This window comes from Chelativorans petroleitrophicus (assembly GCF_025398195.1).
Lineage (GTDB): Bacteria > Pseudomonadota > Alphaproteobacteria > Rhizobiales > Rhizobiaceae > Chelativorans > Chelativorans petroleitrophicus.
The window spans coordinates 133,226-149,747 of the sequence record NZ_JAODNV010000004.1 but is presented as its reverse complement, the minus strand read 5'-3'; the positions used below and the strand labels follow the sequence as shown (position 1 = coordinate 149,747).

14 protein-coding genes are annotated in these 16,522 nt (G+C 65.5%); 9 read left to right on the top strand and 5 right to left on the bottom strand.

The window, feature by feature from the left end; all coding sequences use genetic code 11:
* Nucleotides 1–78: 78 nt before the first annotated feature.
* Nucleotides 79–615, bottom strand: coding sequence for a translation initiation factor IF-3 (infC, locus tag NYR54_RS02575; RefSeq protein ID WP_261514070.1), 537 nt, complete (start codon nucleotides 613–615; stop codon nucleotides 79–81).
* A gap of 188 nt (nucleotides 616–803) precedes the next feature.
* Between infC and NYR54_RS02570 the strand changes: the two genes are divergently transcribed.
* From NYR54_RS02570 to NYR54_RS02530, 9 genes are all read left to right on the top strand, one after another.
* Nucleotides 804–1,580, top strand: coding sequence for an alpha/beta hydrolase (locus NYR54_RS02570; protein WP_261513881.1), 777 nt, complete (start codon nucleotides 804–806; stop codon nucleotides 1,578–1,580).
* Nucleotides 1,581–1,761: 181 nt separating this feature from the next.
* Nucleotides 1,762–2,193: a DUF2852 domain-containing protein gene (locus tag NYR54_RS02565; RefSeq protein WP_261513880.1), complete on the top strand. Its 432-nt coding sequence runs from the start codon at nucleotides 1,762–1,764 to the stop codon at nucleotides 2,191–2,193.
* A gap of 166 nt (nucleotides 2,194–2,359) precedes the next feature.
* A complete protein-coding gene (locus NYR54_RS02560; RefSeq protein ID WP_261513879.1) occupies nucleotides 2,360–3,115 on the top strand; it encodes a M48 family metallopeptidase in 756 nt (251 codons plus the stop codon).
* Between the two features lie 133 nt (nucleotides 3,116–3,248).
* Nucleotides 3,249–3,908, top strand: a complete 660-nt coding sequence (locus NYR54_RS02555; protein WP_261513877.1) for a phosphoribosylanthranilate isomerase — start codon at nucleotides 3,249–3,251, stop codon at nucleotides 3,906–3,908.
* Nucleotides 3,909–3,924: 16 nt separating this feature from the next.
* Nucleotides 3,925–5,145: a tryptophan synthase subunit beta gene (gene trpB / locus NYR54_RS02550; protein ID WP_261513876.1), complete on the top strand. Its 1,221-nt coding sequence runs from the start codon at nucleotides 3,925–3,927 to the stop codon at nucleotides 5,143–5,145.
* Nucleotides 5,145–5,471 carry a divalent-cation tolerance protein CutA gene (gene cutA, locus NYR54_RS02545; RefSeq protein ID WP_261513875.1) on the top strand — a complete coding sequence of 109 codons (327 nt, stop codon included), beginning with the start codon at nucleotides 5,145–5,147 and terminating at the stop codon, nucleotides 5,469–5,471. The genes trpB and cutA overlap by 1 nt, the downstream gene beginning before the upstream one ends.
* Nucleotides 5,468–6,310 (top strand): tryptophan synthase subunit alpha, encoded by an 843-nt coding sequence (gene trpA, locus NYR54_RS02540; protein WP_261513874.1) that lies wholly within the window; start codon nucleotides 5,468–5,470, stop codon nucleotides 6,308–6,310. The genes cutA and trpA overlap by 4 nt, the downstream gene beginning before the upstream one ends.
* Nucleotides 6,311–6,365: 55 nt before the next feature.
* Nucleotides 6,366–7,313: an acetyl-CoA carboxylase, carboxyltransferase subunit beta gene (gene accD, locus NYR54_RS02535; protein WP_261513873.1), complete on the top strand. Its 948-nt coding sequence runs from the start codon at nucleotides 6,366–6,368 to the stop codon at nucleotides 7,311–7,313.
* 52 nt (nucleotides 7,314–7,365) lie between these two features.
* Nucleotides 7,366–8,694, top strand: a complete 1,329-nt coding sequence (locus NYR54_RS02530; RefSeq protein ID WP_261513871.1) for a bifunctional folylpolyglutamate synthase/dihydrofolate synthase — start codon at nucleotides 7,366–7,368, stop codon at nucleotides 8,692–8,694.
* Between the two features lie 65 nt (nucleotides 8,695–8,759).
* Here NYR54_RS02530 and trxA read toward each other — a convergent pair whose 3' ends face one another.
* From trxA to NYR54_RS02510, 4 genes are read right to left on the bottom strand one after another with little or no spacing between them, the layout of a single operon-like run.
* Nucleotides 8,760–9,119, bottom strand: coding sequence for a thioredoxin TrxA (trxA, locus tag NYR54_RS02525; protein WP_261513869.1), 360 nt, complete (start codon nucleotides 9,117–9,119; stop codon nucleotides 8,760–8,762).
* 38 nt (nucleotides 9,120–9,157) lie between these two features.
* Nucleotides 9,158–12,679 carry a double-strand break repair helicase AddA gene (addA, locus tag NYR54_RS02520; RefSeq protein WP_261513868.1) on the bottom strand — a complete coding sequence of 1,174 codons (3,522 nt, stop codon included), beginning with the start codon at nucleotides 12,677–12,679 and terminating at the stop codon, nucleotides 9,158–9,160.
* The gene (gene addB / locus NYR54_RS02515) at nucleotides 12,676–15,792 is read right to left on the bottom strand and encodes a double-strand break repair protein AddB (RefSeq protein WP_261513867.1); all 3,117 of its coding nucleotides are present in this window, start codon (nucleotides 15,790–15,792) and stop codon (nucleotides 12,676–12,678) included. The genes addA and addB overlap by 4 nt, the downstream gene beginning before the upstream one ends.
* Nucleotides 15,793–15,806: 14 nt before the next feature.
* Nucleotides 15,807–16,511 carry a nucleotidyltransferase family protein gene (locus NYR54_RS02510; RefSeq protein ID WP_261514069.1) on the bottom strand — a complete coding sequence of 235 codons (705 nt, stop codon included), beginning with the start codon at nucleotides 16,509–16,511 and terminating at the stop codon, nucleotides 15,807–15,809.
* Nucleotides 16,512–16,522: the final 11 nt, after the last annotated feature.

The window sequence follows — 16,522 nt, the reverse complement described above, 5'->3', positions numbered from 1 at the left end:
CGGCAGTACCGCAAAAGCGCAACCATCCGCTTCTCGGCGGGCAAGGCGGGCGCCTGCGGCACCCGGCCTACGGCCGATTTATCGGGGAGCGAGCACCATCATCATCTGACGGCCCTCGAGCTTGGGCTCCGCCTCGACCTTGGCAATTTCTTGCACGTCCTCGCGAACGCGCTCGAGAAGTTTCATGCCAAGCTCCAGATGGGCCATCTCACGGCCACGGAAGCGCAAGGTAAGCTTCACCTTGTCGCCCTCTTCAAAGAAGCGGCGCACGGCCTTCATCTTTGTCTCATAATCATGAGTGTCGATGTTCGGCCGCATCTTGATTTCTTTGATCTCGATGGTCTTTTGTTTCTTGCGCGCCTCGGCTGCCTTTTTCTGGCTCATATATTTGAGTTTGCCGAGATCGGCGATCTTGCAGACGGGCGGATCGGCATTCGGCGACACCTCGACGAGGTCTAGGCCTGCCTCCTGGGCGGCCTCCAGCGCATCCTCGATCGATACGATGCCCCGATTTTTACCCTCCTCATCGATAAGCTGAACCCGGGGAACCCGGATCTCGCGATTGGCGCGGGGACCTTCCTTGACGGTCGGCGGCGCTTTGAATGGTCTGCGAATGGTCGTTGTCTCCTCAATCGTTGACGAAATGCGTTACCCCAACGGCAAGCGACGCGTATGTGGGCTTGCCGTATGCTGTGTCAATAGCATAACCGGGGCAAAGAATCACGACGGAAGCGCGCTCAACCGAGGCGCAATCGAGCGCCCGCTCCTGTTAAGGAAACCTGCATTTGCCAGGGAGCATCACCATGAACCGAGACGAGCCGGTCTTCATCGATGTCGGAGGCAACCCGATCGCCGTACGTCACCGGCCGGGAAATATGCCGGGGCTCGTATGGCTTGGGGGCTACCGCTCGGACATGAGCGGCACGAAGGCCGCGGCGCTCGACGCCTGGGCGGGCGAGCGCGGTCTCGCCTGCACGCGGCATGACTATTCCGGCCATGGCGAATCAGGCGGCGTGTTCATCGAGGGCACCATTTCGCGCTGGCTTTCCGAGAGCCTTGCCGTCTTCCGACACTTCACGACCGGAAGGCAGATCCTCGTCGGTTCTTCCATGGGCGCATGGATCGCGCTGCGCATGATCGAGGAGTTGCACAAGGCCGGCGAAGGCGCGCGGGTCTGCGGATTGCTGCTGCTGGCGCCGGCGCCGGACTTCACCACCGAGCTGATGGAGCCCAAGCTCACGGAAGAGCAGCGCCGAGCCCTGGAGGAACAGGGCTATATCGAGGAGGCTTCCGAGTATTCACCGGAACCCAATATCTATACCAGAGCCCTCTTCGAGGATGGCCGCGCAAACCGGGTGCTCAAGGGAATCATTGACACCCATTGCCCCGTGCACATCCTGCAGGGCATGGTCGATCCGGACGTGCCCTATACGCACGCCATGCGCCTCGTTGAGCATCTGCCGGCCGACGACGTCACCCTCTCCCTCATCCGGGACGGAGATCACCGCCTTTCACGCCCGCAGGACATTGATCTCATCCTGCGTGTAACGGCATCTCTGGTGGATCGCTGCAGCGGCTGAGACTCGGGCCGCGATCTGAGCCGCGCATGCGGCATCCCTCGTTTTGATTTCGCCTAGTAGGAAAAAGACGTTCCTGCGGAATTCGCTTTTTGGTGTGGCGTATCTTGAAAGCCGATATGGCCCTTACCATGTCAGATTTAGCGGCCGCGCCCCCGACAACCCCAATGAGGAACTGCTGACGATGACCCATTCTGCCCTTATCCGCCCGGCTTGGACGCCGGCGACGATCGCCATCATGGTGATCGGCTTCATGGTCTGGTGGCCGCTGGGACTCGCGATGCTGGCTTACATCCTGTGGGGCGACCGCCTCGGAGACTTCAAGCGGGACGTGAATCGCGCCACCGACGGCATGTTTGTAAATTGCCGCCGCGCCAGCCGCGCCCATGCGCGCACGGGCAACATCGCCTTCGACGAATGGCGTGAGAAGGAGTTGGAGCGCCTGGCGGAAGAGCGCCGCAAGCTCGATGCCATGCGCGACGAGTTTGACGAGTATGTACGTGAGCTGCGCCGCGCCAAGGACCAGGAGGAGTTCGACCGCTTCATGCAGGAGCGCAGGAACAGGGCCAGCCGAGGCCCTGACGACACCGGCTCCAGCGTGACGGACCTGAACTGAGCACGCACAGTCCGACCTCCAGCATGTTCGGCGCCCTTCAGGGCGCCGTTTCTTTGTTCGGGCCGGGTTTCGGCGACGGCTCCTCAGCGCAATCCCGGGAAAAAGTGGACGCCAGCTTTCTCTCCGGAATTGCGCAAAACAATTGCGAATCGCTTATGGTGCCGGAATGCCGTACCGCCCCCTCCAGCGCGCTCCCTTGAAGGCCTCCCCGCCAGCCGGACACATCCATCGGGTGGCCGGGCGCGAACTGCCGCTGAGGATCGTGGAAAACGGCCGCGCCCGCCGGCTGATCCTCCGCATCGCGCCGAGAGGAAGCGAACTGCGGGTCACGATACCGCCGGGCGTATCGCTGCACGAAGTGCAGCGATTTCTGGAGCGCCATCACGGCTGGCTTGAAGAGCGGCTGAAGAAGCTCCCCGAACAGCCGCTCGTACGCCCGGGCATAAAGATCCCGCTGCGCGGAGTGGCGCACCTAATCGTGCATGAACCTGGCGTTCGGGGGACCGTTAGGGTAGCGACGGTCGAAGGCCAGCCCGCGCTCGTCGTCAACGGGGACCGGCGACATCTGCCGCGCCGTGTGGCGGATTTCCTCAAGCGGGAGGCGCGCCGGGACATCGAGGCGCTGGTGGCGCGCCACACCCAGACGATAGGACTGCGCGCCAAGGCGATCCGCTACAAGGACACGACCAGCCGCTGGGGCTCCTGCACTTCGGACGGGGTGCTGTCTTTTTCGTGGCGGATCATGATGGCCCCGCCCCCCGTCATCAACTATCTGGTGGCGCATGAAGTGGCGCATCTGAAGGAGATGAATCACGGCCCCCGGTTCTGGAAGCTGTGCAACGCGCTCTGCCCGGATACCGAGCGTTGCAAGGCTTGGCTCAAGCGGAACGGCACTGCGCTGCAGGCAATCCGGTTTGGGTGAGAATGGTGAATAGCCAGCAGCAGGCTCGCTTGGCTGGTTTATCGACATCAGGCCCATTATCATTCACATAGTACCGGGGTACCGGCCGACACTGCCCTCGACTCCTCCGCCATTTCGTGCCACTGCAACCGCCATGGCGATTGACATCAAAATCTGCGGGCTGAAGACCGAGGAAGCCGTGGCCGCTGCGCTTGAAGGCGGGGCGAGTCATGTCGGCTTCATCTTCTTCGAAAAAAGCCCGCGTAATGTCGATGCGGAGCGCGCCGCGCGCCTTCGCCAGGCTGCCCGGGGGCGGGCTCAGGCCGTGGCCGTGTCGGTGGATGCCAGCGACGCCATGCTGGAGCATATTGTCGGGACCATGCAGCCCGACATGCTGCAGCTTCACGGACGCGAAAGCCCGGAGCGCGTGGCCGAGCTGCGCACCCGCTTCGGCCTGCCCGTGATGAAGGCGTTCTCCGTTCGCGAAGCGAGCGACCTCGACGCGCTCGCCGCTTATCGGGGTATTGCCGACCGCTTCCTGCTCGATGCCAAGCCGCCCGCCGGCGCCACGCTTCCCGGCGGCAACGGGATTACCTTCGACTGGAGGCTTCTCGCTTCCCTTGACGGGCAGGTGGACTACATGCTTTCCGGTGGCCTGAACGCCGCCAATATCGGCGCGGCGCTTCGCCTTGCGCGGCCGCGCGGCATAGATGTCTCGTCGGGCGTGGAAAGCGCGCCGGGAACGAAGGACCCGGACAAGATCCGCGCCTTCTTCGCCGCCGTGCGGGCTGCGCAGACGGCGGGCGTGACCTGAATTTAACGGAGACGGCATGAACCAGCCTGTCGCACCTAATTCCTTCCGCACGGGGCCGGACGAACAGGGAATGTTCGGTATCTTCGGTGGCCGTTTCGTAGCCGAAACACTGATGCCGCTGATCCTCGACCTTGAGGCGCACTGGAACAGGGCCAAGAACGACCCGGCCTTCAAGGCCGAGCTCAAACAGCTTGGCCGCCACTACACTGGCCGGCCGTCGCCGCTTTATTTCGCCGAGCGGTTGACCGAGCACCTCGGCGGCGCAAAGATCTACTTCAAGCGCGAGGAGCTGAACCACACCGGCAGCCACAAGGTGAACAACTGCCTGGGCCAGATTCTGCTTGCCATGCGCATGGGCAAGAAGCGCATCATCGCCGAGACCGGCGCCGGCCAGCACGGCGTGGCCACCGCCACAGTGGCGGCCCGCTTCGGCCTGCCCTGCGTGGTCTATATGGGCGCCACCGACGTGGAGCGGCAGGCGCCGAACGTCTTCCGCATGCGGCTGCTCGGCGCTGAGGTGCGGCCGGTGACGGCTGGCCACGGTACGCTGAAGGACGCCATGAACGAGGCCCTGCGCGACTGGGTCACCAATGTCGAGGACACCTATTACCTGATCGGCACGGCCGCCGGACCGCACCCTTATCCGGAAATGGTGCGCGATCTTCAGTCGGTGATCGGCGAGGAGACGAAGGAACAGATAATGGAGGCCGAAGGCCGGCTGCCGGACATGCTGGTGGCCGCGCTCGGCGGCGGCTCCAACGCCATCGGCCTGTTCCATCCTTTCCTTGACGACAAGGAGGTTGCCATCATCGGCGTGGAGGCCGGCGGCAAGGGTCTTGACGGCGACGAGCACTGTGCCTCGCTGACGGCGGGCAAACCCGGCGTGTTGCACGGCAACCGCACTTATCTGCTCCAGAACGAGGACGGGCAGATCAAGGACGGGCATTCCATTTCCGCAGGGCTCGACTATCCGGGCATCGGCCCGGAACATGCCTGGCTCAAGGAGAGCGGCCGGGCCGAATATGTGGCCATACAGGACTATGAGGCGCTGGAGGCGTTCCAGCTTCTCACGCGGCTGGAAGGCATCATTCCGGCGCTGGAGCCTTCCCACGCGATCGCGGAGGTGATGAAGCGCGCGCCGAAGATGGGCCGAGACAAGATCATCGTCGTTAATCTCTCCGGGCGCGGCGACAAGGACATCTTCTCCGTCGCGAAACATCTGGGCATGGAGATCTGATGGCGCATTTTATCGACATCTGGGTGAACTGCCCCGACCGCGAGACCGCGGGAAGGATCGCTGACGCTTGTGTGAGCGACCGGCTTGCCGCCTGTGCGAACATCTTGGCGCCAATCACGAGTCGGTACCGGTGGAAGGGGGCGATCGAGACCGCCAAGGAGGTGCCCCTTCTCCTCAAGACGCGCGCCGAGCATTTCAATGCCGTCTGCAAGGCGGTCCGTAAGCTTCATCCTTACGAGGTACCGGCCATCACAGCGACGGAAATCACCCATGCCGACCAGGCCTATGCCGATTGGTTGCGCAGCGAAACGAAGGAGCCGGCATGACGGGGACCCGCATCGACACACTGTTTGCCGGGCTGAAAAAGCAGAACAGGCCGGCGCTCGTCACCTATTTCATGGGCGGCGACCCGGACTATGAGACCTCGCTTTCGATCATGAAGACCCTGCCGAAGGCAGGCGCCGACATCATCGAGCTTGGCATGCCGTTCTCGGATCCGATGGCCGACGGCCCGGCCATCCAGGCGGCGGGCCAGCGCGCCCTCAGGAACGGCCAGACGCTCGCCAGAACGCTTGAGATGGCCAGGAGCTTCCGCACGGAAAACGACACCACCCCCATCGTAATGATGGGTTACTACAATCCGATCTACATCTACGGTGTTGACCGGTTTCTTGCCGATGCGAAGACGGCCGGGATCGACGGGCTGATCGTCGTCGATCTTCCACCGGAGACCGATGAGGAACTGTGCCTGCCTGCGCTTCGCGCCGGTATCAATTTCATCCGGCTCGCCACGCCGACGACGGATGACAGGCGCCTACCTAAGGTGCTCGAAAACACGTCCGGCTTCGTCTACTATGTTTCGATGACGGGCATCACCGGCTCGGCGCTGCCGGATACCGGGAAGGTGGCCGAGGCCGTAGCCCGCATCAAGCGACACACGGATCTTCCCGTCTGTGTCGGTTTCGGCGTGAAGACAGCAAGCCAGGCGCGCGTCATAGGAGCGGCGGCCGACGGCGTCGTGGTCGGCACGGCCATCGTCAACGCGGTCGCAAACGTGCTCTCGCCGGACGGCGGGATGATCGCCGATCCCGCCGAGGCGGTTGCGACCCTAGTGCGCGGGCTTGCGCAGGGCGTGCGCGAGTCGCGGCTGGCGGCCGCCGAATAACCGACATTTTCCGCAGGCAAATCCACGTGCCCGGAAGAACGACAAAGGCTAGGCCATGAACTGGATTACCAACTACGTCCGGCCGAAGATCAACTCCATGCTCGGCCGCCGCGAGATGCCGGAAAATCTCTGGATCAAGTGTCCGGAGACCGGGGAGATGGTCTTCCACAAGGACTTGGAAGAGAACCAGTGGGTCATCCCCTCCTCCGGCTATCACATGAAGATCGCCGCCAAGGAGCGGCTGAAGTTCTTTTTCGACGACGGCAAATATGAGACGCTCGAAAATCCCAAGGTTCCGCTCGATCCGCTGAAATTTCGCGATGAGCGGCGCTATACGGATCGTTTGCGCGACGCGAAGTCGAAGACGGGGCTCGAGGACGCCGTGCTCAATGCCATCGGCTGCATTGAGGGACTCGAAATTCTCGCCACCGTGCAGGATTTCGCCTTCATGGGCGGCTCGCTCGGCATGGCGGCGGGCGAGGCCATCGTGAGGGGCTTCGAGACGGCTGTGGAGCGCAAACTGCCGCTTGTCCTGTTCGCGGCCTCCGGCGGCGCGCGGATGCAGGAGGGCATCCTGTCGCTCATGCAGCTTCCGCGCACCACGGTCGCGGTGGACCGGCTGAAGGAGGCTGGACTTCCCTATATTGTCGTGCTCACCAACCCGACAACTGGGGGCGTCACGGCCTCCTACGCCATGCTGGGCGATGTGCATATCGCCGAACCCGGGGCGCTGATCGGCTTTGCCGGCCCGCGTGTGATCGAGCAGACCATCCGTGAGAAGCTGCCCGAGGGCTTCCAGCGTGCCGAATATCTGATGGAACACGGCATGGTGGATATGGTGGTCTCGCGGCTCGAGATGAAGAGGACCATTGCCCGGCTTCTCAAGATGCTGCTGAAAGTGCGCGAGGGCAGGGACGAGACGGCGGCGGAAGAGGCAGTTCCCTCCGAGGTGCCGGCCCTTGCAGCGGATAGCGGGAACGCCGGCGCTCCCGCCCAAGTATAACGCCGTCCAGGCATAGAGAAAGCACGCGCCACAAGCCTTTCCGGAATCGTCTATGACCGCCACTGCCGCCGAGCGCGCCATAGAGCGGCTGATGTCGCTCCACCCCAAGGGTTTCGACCTCTCGCTCGGGCGCATCGGCCGGCTGCTTGCGGCATTGGGCGAGCCGCACCGCCGCCTGCCGCCGGTCATCCACATCGCCGGTACGAACGGCAAGGGCTCCGCCGCGGCCTTTGCCCGCGCGCTGTTGGAGGCGTCCGGCCGTACCGTGCACGTCCACACCTCGCCTCATCTCGTCCGCTGGCATGAACGATACCGCATGGGCGCGCCCGGTGGCGGGCGGTTGGTGGAGGATGCGGTGCTGGCAGGGGCGGTCGAGCGCGTTGCGGCTGCAAACCGCGGCGAGCCGATCACCGTCTTCGAGATTCTTACGGCGGTGATGTTCCTCCTTTTCTCCGAGCACCCGGCAGATGCAGCGGTGGTCGAGGTCGGGCTCGGCGGCCGATATGACGCGACGAACGTCATCACAAAGCCCGCCGTCAGCGTCATCATGCCGATCGCGCTCGACCACGAGGCCTATCTCGGGGACCGCGTGGAGCTCATCGCCGCGGAGAAGGCGGGCATCATCAAGCCCGGCGCGCCGGTGGTGGTGGGGCAGCAGGAGTGGGACGCCGCGCGCGATGTGCTCATCGATACGGCGGAACGCCTCGGCTCGCCGCTCAGCGTTTTCGGCCAGGATTTTCTGGCGGTCGAGGAACACGGCCGGATGGTCTATCAGGACGGGGAACGGCTTCTCGACCTGCCGCTCCCGCGGCTTGCCGGCCGCCATCAGATTGCAAACGCCGCCGCAGCGATCGCAGCCGTTAAGGCGGCGGGCTTTCCAATCACCGAAAAGGCGGCGGAAGCAGCCATGCTGAACGTCTCATGGCCGGCCCGCATGCAGAGACTCACCAGCGGCCCGCTCGTGGAGCTTGCACCGCAGGGCGCGGAAATCTGGCTGGACGGCGGGCACAATCCCGGCGCGGGCAGCGTGATTGCCGAGGCGTTGGCCGAGGCCGAGGAGAAGCGGCCGCGTCCCCTGATCCTCATCACCGGCATGATCAACACCAAGGACCAGGTCGGCTACTTCCACGCCTTCGAGGGAATGGTCCGGCACGTCTATACCGTACCCGTTAATGAAAGCGACGCGGGCGTTCCAAATGGCGAACTCGCCGCTCGCGCCATGGACGCGGGACTGTCGGCCGAGCCGGTTGCCTCTGTCGCCAATGCGCTCAAGCTTCTGGCCGAGACATGGGACGGAGAGGTGCCCCCCCGCATCCTCATCGGCGGCTCGCTCTATCTTGCCGGCGAGGTGCTCAGGGAAAACGGAACACCTCCAGAGTAAATCTTCCCCTACATGAAGAAGGCCCGGCGATTGCCGGGCCTTCAAAAAACCAGCTTGCGGAAGGCTCAGGCCACGGCGCTCCCAATCCAGGCTGAAAGCGCCGTCTTCGGCGCGGCACCCACCTTGATATCGGCAACCTCGCCATTCTTGAACATGATCAGCGTCGGGATGGAGCGGACACCGTATTGAGCCGCCACCTCGGGATTTTCATCGATGTTCAGCTTCGCGACCTTGATCTTGCCCTGAAGCTCGGCCGAAATCTCCTCGAGCGCTGGCGCGATCATCTTGCAGGGGCCACACCACTCCGCCCAGAAATCGACGACGACCGGCTCGCTCGCCTCGAGCACGTCCGACTGGAAACTGTCCTTGTTCACAGTGACGGTGGCCATAAGCCTCTCCTTATCTGCAATGTCTCGTTCGCGCATGTGGGAGCCGGCGGCTCGCGCTTCAAGCGTTTCTTTTGTCACGCTCTCGTGAGTCGGGCAAGGGCGGCCGCCATGGCTTCCCCGGGTAACGGGATGAGGTTGGGAGCCTCGGTGAAAAGCAGCGCCGCCTCGACGCGCCGCCCGGGATAAAGGGGCCTCAAGAGCTCCGCATAAAGGGCAAGCTGCGCCACATAGGCCTCCGGCACCTCCTCCAGCCGCTCGGGCGCCGGGCGGTTGGTCTTATAGTCGACGATGAACACGGCATCCTCCGTCACGGCGAGGCGGTCCACCTTGCCGGAGACGGCGCGCGGCACCCCGCCGATCTCAAGCTGTCCCATCACGGAGACTTCCGCGCGTGACGAGGGAGCAAAAAGGAGCGCAAAGCGCGTATCCTCCAGGATCGACAGCACGGAACGGCAGGCCCGCTCCGTTTCCCCCTTCGGCCAGGCAACCCCTACGCGCGCTAGGAACCGGCGCGCCGCGCCCTCCCGCTCCTCCGGAGGCAGTTCGGGCAGAAGCTGGAGCAGCCGGTGCACGGCGTTGCCGCGTTCGAGAGCGAAGCTAGGCCCTGCCGGTTCCAGAACTGGCGAGCGCGGCGAGGCGACAGCCTCATGGCCGTTTTCGATCAGTGCCGAGGCGCCGGACGGCTGAAGCGGGCGCGGCAGTGCCGGCAGCGGCGCGACGGGGCGTGCAAGCTCCGGCGGCAGTGGCGGGATTTCCGGCGTGGGCTCTTCCAGCTTCACCGTCGGAACAGCGCCGGGCGGCGTCACCCGGAAGCGCAACACGGGGGCGCAATCGGACGGATCGTCAAGCTCCTCGACGCCGGTCACGCCCGCGAACGCGCTGCGCACCGTCTCGATCCACGTGGAAGGCGTGGCCTGCTTGCCGCGATAGCCGCAGACGATCAGCCGATCCTCTGCCCGCGTCATGCCCACATAGAGCAGCCGCCGGTACTCCTCTTCCGCCTTGCGGCGAACCTCGTCCTCGAAGGCGCGCGCGACGGAATTGGAAAGATCCTTGCCCTTGCGCCATAGGAACCCGGTAAGCGGTGCCTTGCGTTCCTTCTTCATCGGGAAGGGCATGAGTCCCGGCAGGTGGGTGTGGCTCACCGGGGCGCTGCCGGGATCCACAAGGAAGACGACCGGCGCCTCCAGCCCCTTTGCCGCGTGAACGGTCATGATGCGGATCTCATCGCGCGAGGTATCCATCTCGCGCTTGATCTCCGGCGCGGCGCCCTCCAGTGCCGAAAGCACCGATTCCATGCCGACGAGCCCTGTCCTTTCCGCCGTGAGGCAGAAATTCAGGAACTCGTCGAGCACGTCGTTGGCCTCCTGGCCGAGACGCGCGACGAACAGGCTGCGGCCGCCTTCCCGCCCCGGCGAGCCGGCCAGCACGCCCGCGTAGAACTCGAACACCGGCCGGAAGGCAGCCTCACTCTGCCAGTCGGCAAGCGTTTCCACCACCTGCGTGAGTTTGCTGTCGCCTCTTGCCTTCTGCTTCAGTGCTGAAAAGAGCGAGACTCCCTCGGCCCGCGGCCAGGCAAGGCGGATGAGCTCGTCCTCGTCGAGGCCGAAGAGCGGGCTCTTCAGCACCGCTGCGAGCGACAGATCATCTTGCGGCTGGAGGAGAAAACGGCCGAGGGCGACGAGATCCTGCACGGCGATGTGGGTGGTGAGCCGCAGCCGGTCCGCGCCAGCGACGGCGATGCCCCTGTTCTTCAGGCTGCGCGACAGGGCGTGGACGAAGCGGTCGCGTTTTCTCACGAGGATCAGAATGTCGCCGGGGGTGAGGCGCCGCCCCTGCCCCTCCAGCATCTCGCCCGACTTCAGCCAGCCGTCGATCTTGCCCGCGATCACCTCCGCCATCCGTGCCGCGGGCGCGGAGGCATGGTCGATGGCCTGCGTCCAGTCGTCCGGCTCCTCCACCGTCAGCGGGCTTAGCGGAGACCAGACCTCCACATAGCCCGGCGCGTTCTCGCGGATGGCCATGTGCTCGATGGGCTCGTCATAACGCGTGAGCCCGCGGCGCACGTCTTCGCGCGCGAAGACAAGGTCCACGGCCCGCAGAACGTCGTCCGTCGAGCGGAAGGAGCGGAGCAGCCGCACCTTCTCGAAACGCCCGCCTGCCTGGCGCGCGCGGCGGGCGAATTCCTCCCCGCTTTCGGCGAAGGCTGCGGGTTCGGCCCCTTGGAACGAGTAAATGGACTGCTTCTCGTCGCCCACCGCGAAGATCGTGCGATCGGCATTCTCGCGCGACCCCTTGCCGGCGAAGAATTCCTCGGTGAGCCGCCGTACGATCTCCCACTGCTCGGGGCTGGTGTCCTGCGCCTCGTCGATCAGAACATGCTCGATGCCGCGGTCGAGCTTATACTGCACCCAAGGGCCCACATCCGCACGGGCCAGCAGTCGGATGGTGCGGGTGATGAGGTCGTTGAAATCGAGAAAGCCGCGGGCGCGCTTCAGCTTCTCGTAGCGTTCAATGACGGCGTCGGCGATAACGAGCGCCGCCGAGGTCGCCTGCAGCATGCGGAACAGCGCTAGCCGCTCGCAGACGCGGGCGACATGATGCGCCGCCTGCAGATAGCGCTCGTAGATGCCGGGCAGGCGCTGGCGCAGGCTGGCCTTGAACGCGGATTCCGCATAGGGCTCGCCGCTGGTCTTGTGCAGCCCTTCCTGCATCAGCTGAAGACGCCGTACCGGATCCCGTTCCTCGAAGGCCTCGGAGACGGTTGGGAGGATATTGTTGAGCACCGAGCGCGCATCCACCTCCACCGCTGCCTCGCGGAGGGCGGAAAACTCCGCCTCCCCAAGGCTGGGTACAGGCCATGCGGCCTCAGCAAGGCTCTCCGCCGTCTCCCCTTCCGCGAATCCGAACTCGGCCAGAAGCGCCGGAAAGGGTGTCGGGGTATCGGCCACCTCGTCGATGAATTCACGCAGGCTGTCGCGCCGGGCGACGATTTCGCCGAGAAGGTCCTGCAACCCGCTTTCTCCGCCCCGCTCCAGCACCTCGGCAAAAGCTTCCGCAAGGGGCCCGTCGCGGGCGGCGGCGATGCTGGTCAGAAGGTCGCGCCTGGCCTCTGCGAAGAGCGCCTCCTCCATTTCCGTATCGAGCAGCTCGAAATGGCCGGCGATGTTGGCTTCGAGCGGGAACTGGTGGAGGATAGCCTCGCAGAAGGCATGGATGGTCTGGATCTTGAGGCCGCCCGGCGTCTCCAGGGCCCTGGCGAAGAGCTGGCGGGCGCGCTTCAGCTTCTCCGGGCCGGGCAGCCGGCCCTCGAGTTTCGCCACCTCCTCGGCAAGTGCCTGGTCGGAAAGAAGGCTCCAGCGAGCCAGCGTGCCGAACACGCGGTTGGCCATGTTGGCTGCGGCCGCGCGCGTGTAGGTGAGACAGAGAATCCGCGCTGGGTCGGTGCCCTTGAGCAGGAGGCGGATGACGCGGCTTGCCAGCACATGCGTCTTGCCCGAACCGGCATTGGCCGCCACCCAGGCCGAAAGCGCCGGGTCGGAGGCAAGCGCCTGCTTCTCGAGCGTATCAGCAGGTATGCGGAGAATCCTCTTCATTCTCCCTCCCCGCCGTCGGAATCACCCCCGGCGGACCATTCCAGCACCCGGGCTAGATGATCATAATCACCGTCCGTGTCCCCCTCCTTGAAGGGCAGGGCACGGGAGAGATAGCCGGTCTCAGGATTGTCGTACCAGGCAAGCAGGCGCTCGGTTCTCTCCCAGGCCTCCTCCGCCAGGGCCATGGCCGACTTTTCCGATTTCGGTGTCCTGAGTCTCAGGATCGACTCGGGCTCCACCGCGCCATTGGGCCGCAGCCGCACATAGCAAAGCTCGCCCGGCTGGCGCGCGCCAAGCTCGCTGAAGGCGCCGCGGGCCAGCAGCGCTGCCTCCAGTGCAAGCTGCGGGGCAAGCAGCACATGCGCCTGCCTCTTGGAGGGACCGGAACCGGTCTTGTAGTCGATCACGTCGGCCGTTCCGTCGGTGCGGATATCCACGCGGTCGGCGCGACCGGAAAGCGTCTTGCCCGTGGCGCCGACAGGCATGGGGGTGGCGCGGATTTCCGCATACCGCGATACGATGTCATGGGCCCTCTGCCGCTCCCATTCAATGACACCGCGAGCCGTATGCTCGAAGCGCGGCCACCAGACAGCCTCCACATCGGCCGGAAGCCGCGCCTCTGCGAAGATCTTGCGGCCGCAGTCAAGAAACCGCTCAAGCGCATCCGGCGCCGTCGGGTCCGCCCCGGAATGGATGAAGGCCTGCAGAATGTCGTGGAACAGCGTTCCGCGCTCCGCCGCGCCGGGGTCGCGGATTAGCGGTTCAAGCGGGTGAAGCGCCAGAATCCGCCGCGCATAGATGGCATAGGGGTCGCGGCGCAGCGTCTCGATCTCGGTGACCGAGAAGCGTTTCGGCCGCGCCTCCAGCGGCGGCCGTGGACAGGGCCTCGGCGCAAAGGGAACATCCGGCCGCGCCTCCAGCGCATGAGTCCAGACGATGAAGCGCTGCCCGCGGTCGCGCATCCGCGCCGTCTCCTCCTCGCCCGCGCAGGCGGCAAGCCGCTGCAGCCAACGCGAGGCAACCGCAGGTGCACCGTTCGCCCTTGTGGCCCGGGAAAGGACCACCTCGGACGTGCCCAGCGCCATCATGAAATCGTGGGCGGCAAGGCCGATGCGCCGTTCCGGCGGGGCGAGGTCCAGCTCGCCCTTCATCAGCCGCGACATGAAGCGGTCGGAAGCCGGAGTCTCCGGCCACGTGCCCTCGTTGAGGCCACCGAGGATCAGCGTGTCCACGCTCTGAAGCCGCGCCTCCAGCGTGCCCCAGATGGAAACGCGAGGATCGCCTCCCGGAACAGGCTTGACGATCTCCCCCGCGATCAGTGCCGCAAAGACATCCCGCCACTCCTGGAGCGTGACGGCGAGATCCGAACGCGTCTCCACCAGCTCGCGGAGAAAGCCCGCGAAGGCGTCTCCCGCCTCGCCGCGGTAGAGATCCGTGAGCGTGCCATTCTCCGCCCGTCCCAGCGCCTCGAACGCCTCCACCGATGCTGCCACGAGGCGGCGCAAGGTGATGGCCCTCGCATCGCGGAAGGCCGCAAGCGGCCTCAGGGCGCTTTCCAGCGCAGCTAGAAGTGCGCGCGCGGCCGCAACGTCATCATCCCCGATGCGGTTGAACCAGAAGGGCTTGCGCGGGTCGCGGCCCCGTGCCTCAAGGCGCGCGTCGAACAGGGTGCCAAGGCTTGCCGCATCGGGCCGCCCGGTGCCGCCGCGCAGGGCCACGAGTTCCACCACTTCGGCAGCGCGGCGCGCCCTTTCCCGCGGCAGGCCGAGGCGTAGCAGCGGATGCTTGAGAAGTCCCACGATGGCCACCGGCTCCTGGGGCCGACACACTGCCTCTAGCATCAGGCGCATGAGCGTCGCCGGCACGCTGTCGCCCAGCGGGCTGCCGCCCGAGTCGTCGGCGCGGATTCCGAAGCGCCTCAGCTCCGCCGCCACCCGGCGTGCCAGCGCACGGTCGGGCGTCACCAGCGCGGCAGTGCGACCATCCTTCGCGATGGCATGGCGCAGAGCGACCGCAATGGCCGCTGCTTCCTCGCGCTCGTTGGCGGCCTCGATCAGGCTGATCTCGGCCAGCGCGCCTGCCCGCAGCGCTTCCTCCATTTGGCCGCGCACGGCCGCCCAGTGGTCGGTCGTCTCAGCCGGGCGCAGCGCTTCGCTGACGAGCCGCCGGCGAGCGGCAAGCCGGGCTGGAAGCGTGCCGATTTCCTTCACATCGGCGCGCGCAATGCCCATGGCAGCGATCAACTTCTTGAGGCCATACTGGGGATGGCCAAAGCTCGAAGGCTCGCTGCTGCTGCCCATCGCCTCCCACGATTCCTCGTCCAGCTCCCGGTCGAGGCCCGGCAGGACCACCGCGCCCTTCTCTAGCCGCGCAATGGCTGAAAGCAGGCGGGCCGTCGCCGGAATGGAGCCCGTCGAGCCGGCGGCAATCACCGGCCCGCGCGGGGGATTGCGCCTTAGCTTCTCCGCCTCGAGGGCGAGCATCGCGTTGCGGTGTGCGGCGGGGTTGGAGCGGCCCAGCTCGGCGAGGATCTTTGGCCAAGCCTCGGTGACAATGGTAAGAAACTCGAGCGTGACCTGCCACCAGCCAGCAAGCTCGTCCGGCACGAGCCCGGCGAGTCGGCCCCAGTCGGCCTCCTCGGTCTCGATCTCATCCATCAGCGCGGCAAGGTCCCGCGCCAGCCACAGGCTGTCGCTGATGGTAGCGGGCACCACCACCCCTTCCTCGAACAGCGCGGCAACGTGCGCGGGCACACGCGACTTCCACGCATGCACCAGGGGCCCCAGAAGCAGGATGCGGTCCAGCTTGCGGATGGGCGGAGCGTGATTCAAGGCAGCCGCGCCTCCCTCGGCCTCCAGGTCGGCAAGCTCGACCGAGAATTCACCGAGCGGGCGAATCACCGGCAGGATGGCCGAATTTCCGTCCAGCCGCTCCACGAAAACGCTGCGCAGCTCGCGCGCGGCGCGGCGCGTGGGCAGATAGATGGTGACGTCGGCGAGGGAGAGGGGATCCCCCTCGTAACGGTAGCCAGGGACGAGTGCGCCGGACAGCAGCGCATCGGCAAGTGTGGGAAGAAACTGGACGCCGGGCGGGATGGAATAAACGCGCGGCATGGCAGGGAGTCCTGTCACGGGGCCGCGCCAAGCCGCCGCAGTTCGGCCTCCGCGGGCGCAATGGCGTCGGGCGTGCCAACGGTGATCCAGTGGCCTTCCAGTGGCAGCCCGTAGAGGCGGCCGGCAGCGATCGCGCGGTCGAAATACAGGTTCAGCGAATGCGGTTCAGCCGCCGCCCCTTCCAGAAGACCGGGGTGGAAGAGCGCCGCCCCGGCATAAATGAAGCCTTCCCGGCTGGAGCCGGCACGCCTCAGCCTACCGCCCGGACCCATGATGAAATCCATCTTCCCCGTATGCCCCGTCGCTGCTGCGGGATCGGCCAGCAGCAGGAGAATATCCATCGCTGCCTCATCCCATGCAAGGCGAAGGTGGCAAAGATTGGATTCATTTCGGTCGATCCACAACGTATCGGCGTTGAGGACAAAGAATGGCGCCTCCGTTCCGAGATGCGGCAAGGCCTTCACCAGCGCCCCGCCGGAATCCAGCAGCCGGTCACGCTCGTCCGATATGATGATGCGCGGGGAGGAGCGCGCGGTAAGATGCGCGATCAGCATATCGGGAAGGTGATGCACGTTGACGACCGCCTCGGCCACGCCCGCGCGCTGCAGCGCATCGAGCCCCCAGTCGATCAGCGGCCTGCCGCATACTGGAACTAGCGGCTTCGGCATTCTTTCGGTGAGCGGGCGCATGCGCAGGCCAAGCCCGGCGGCAAGCACCATTGCCCTTTGCC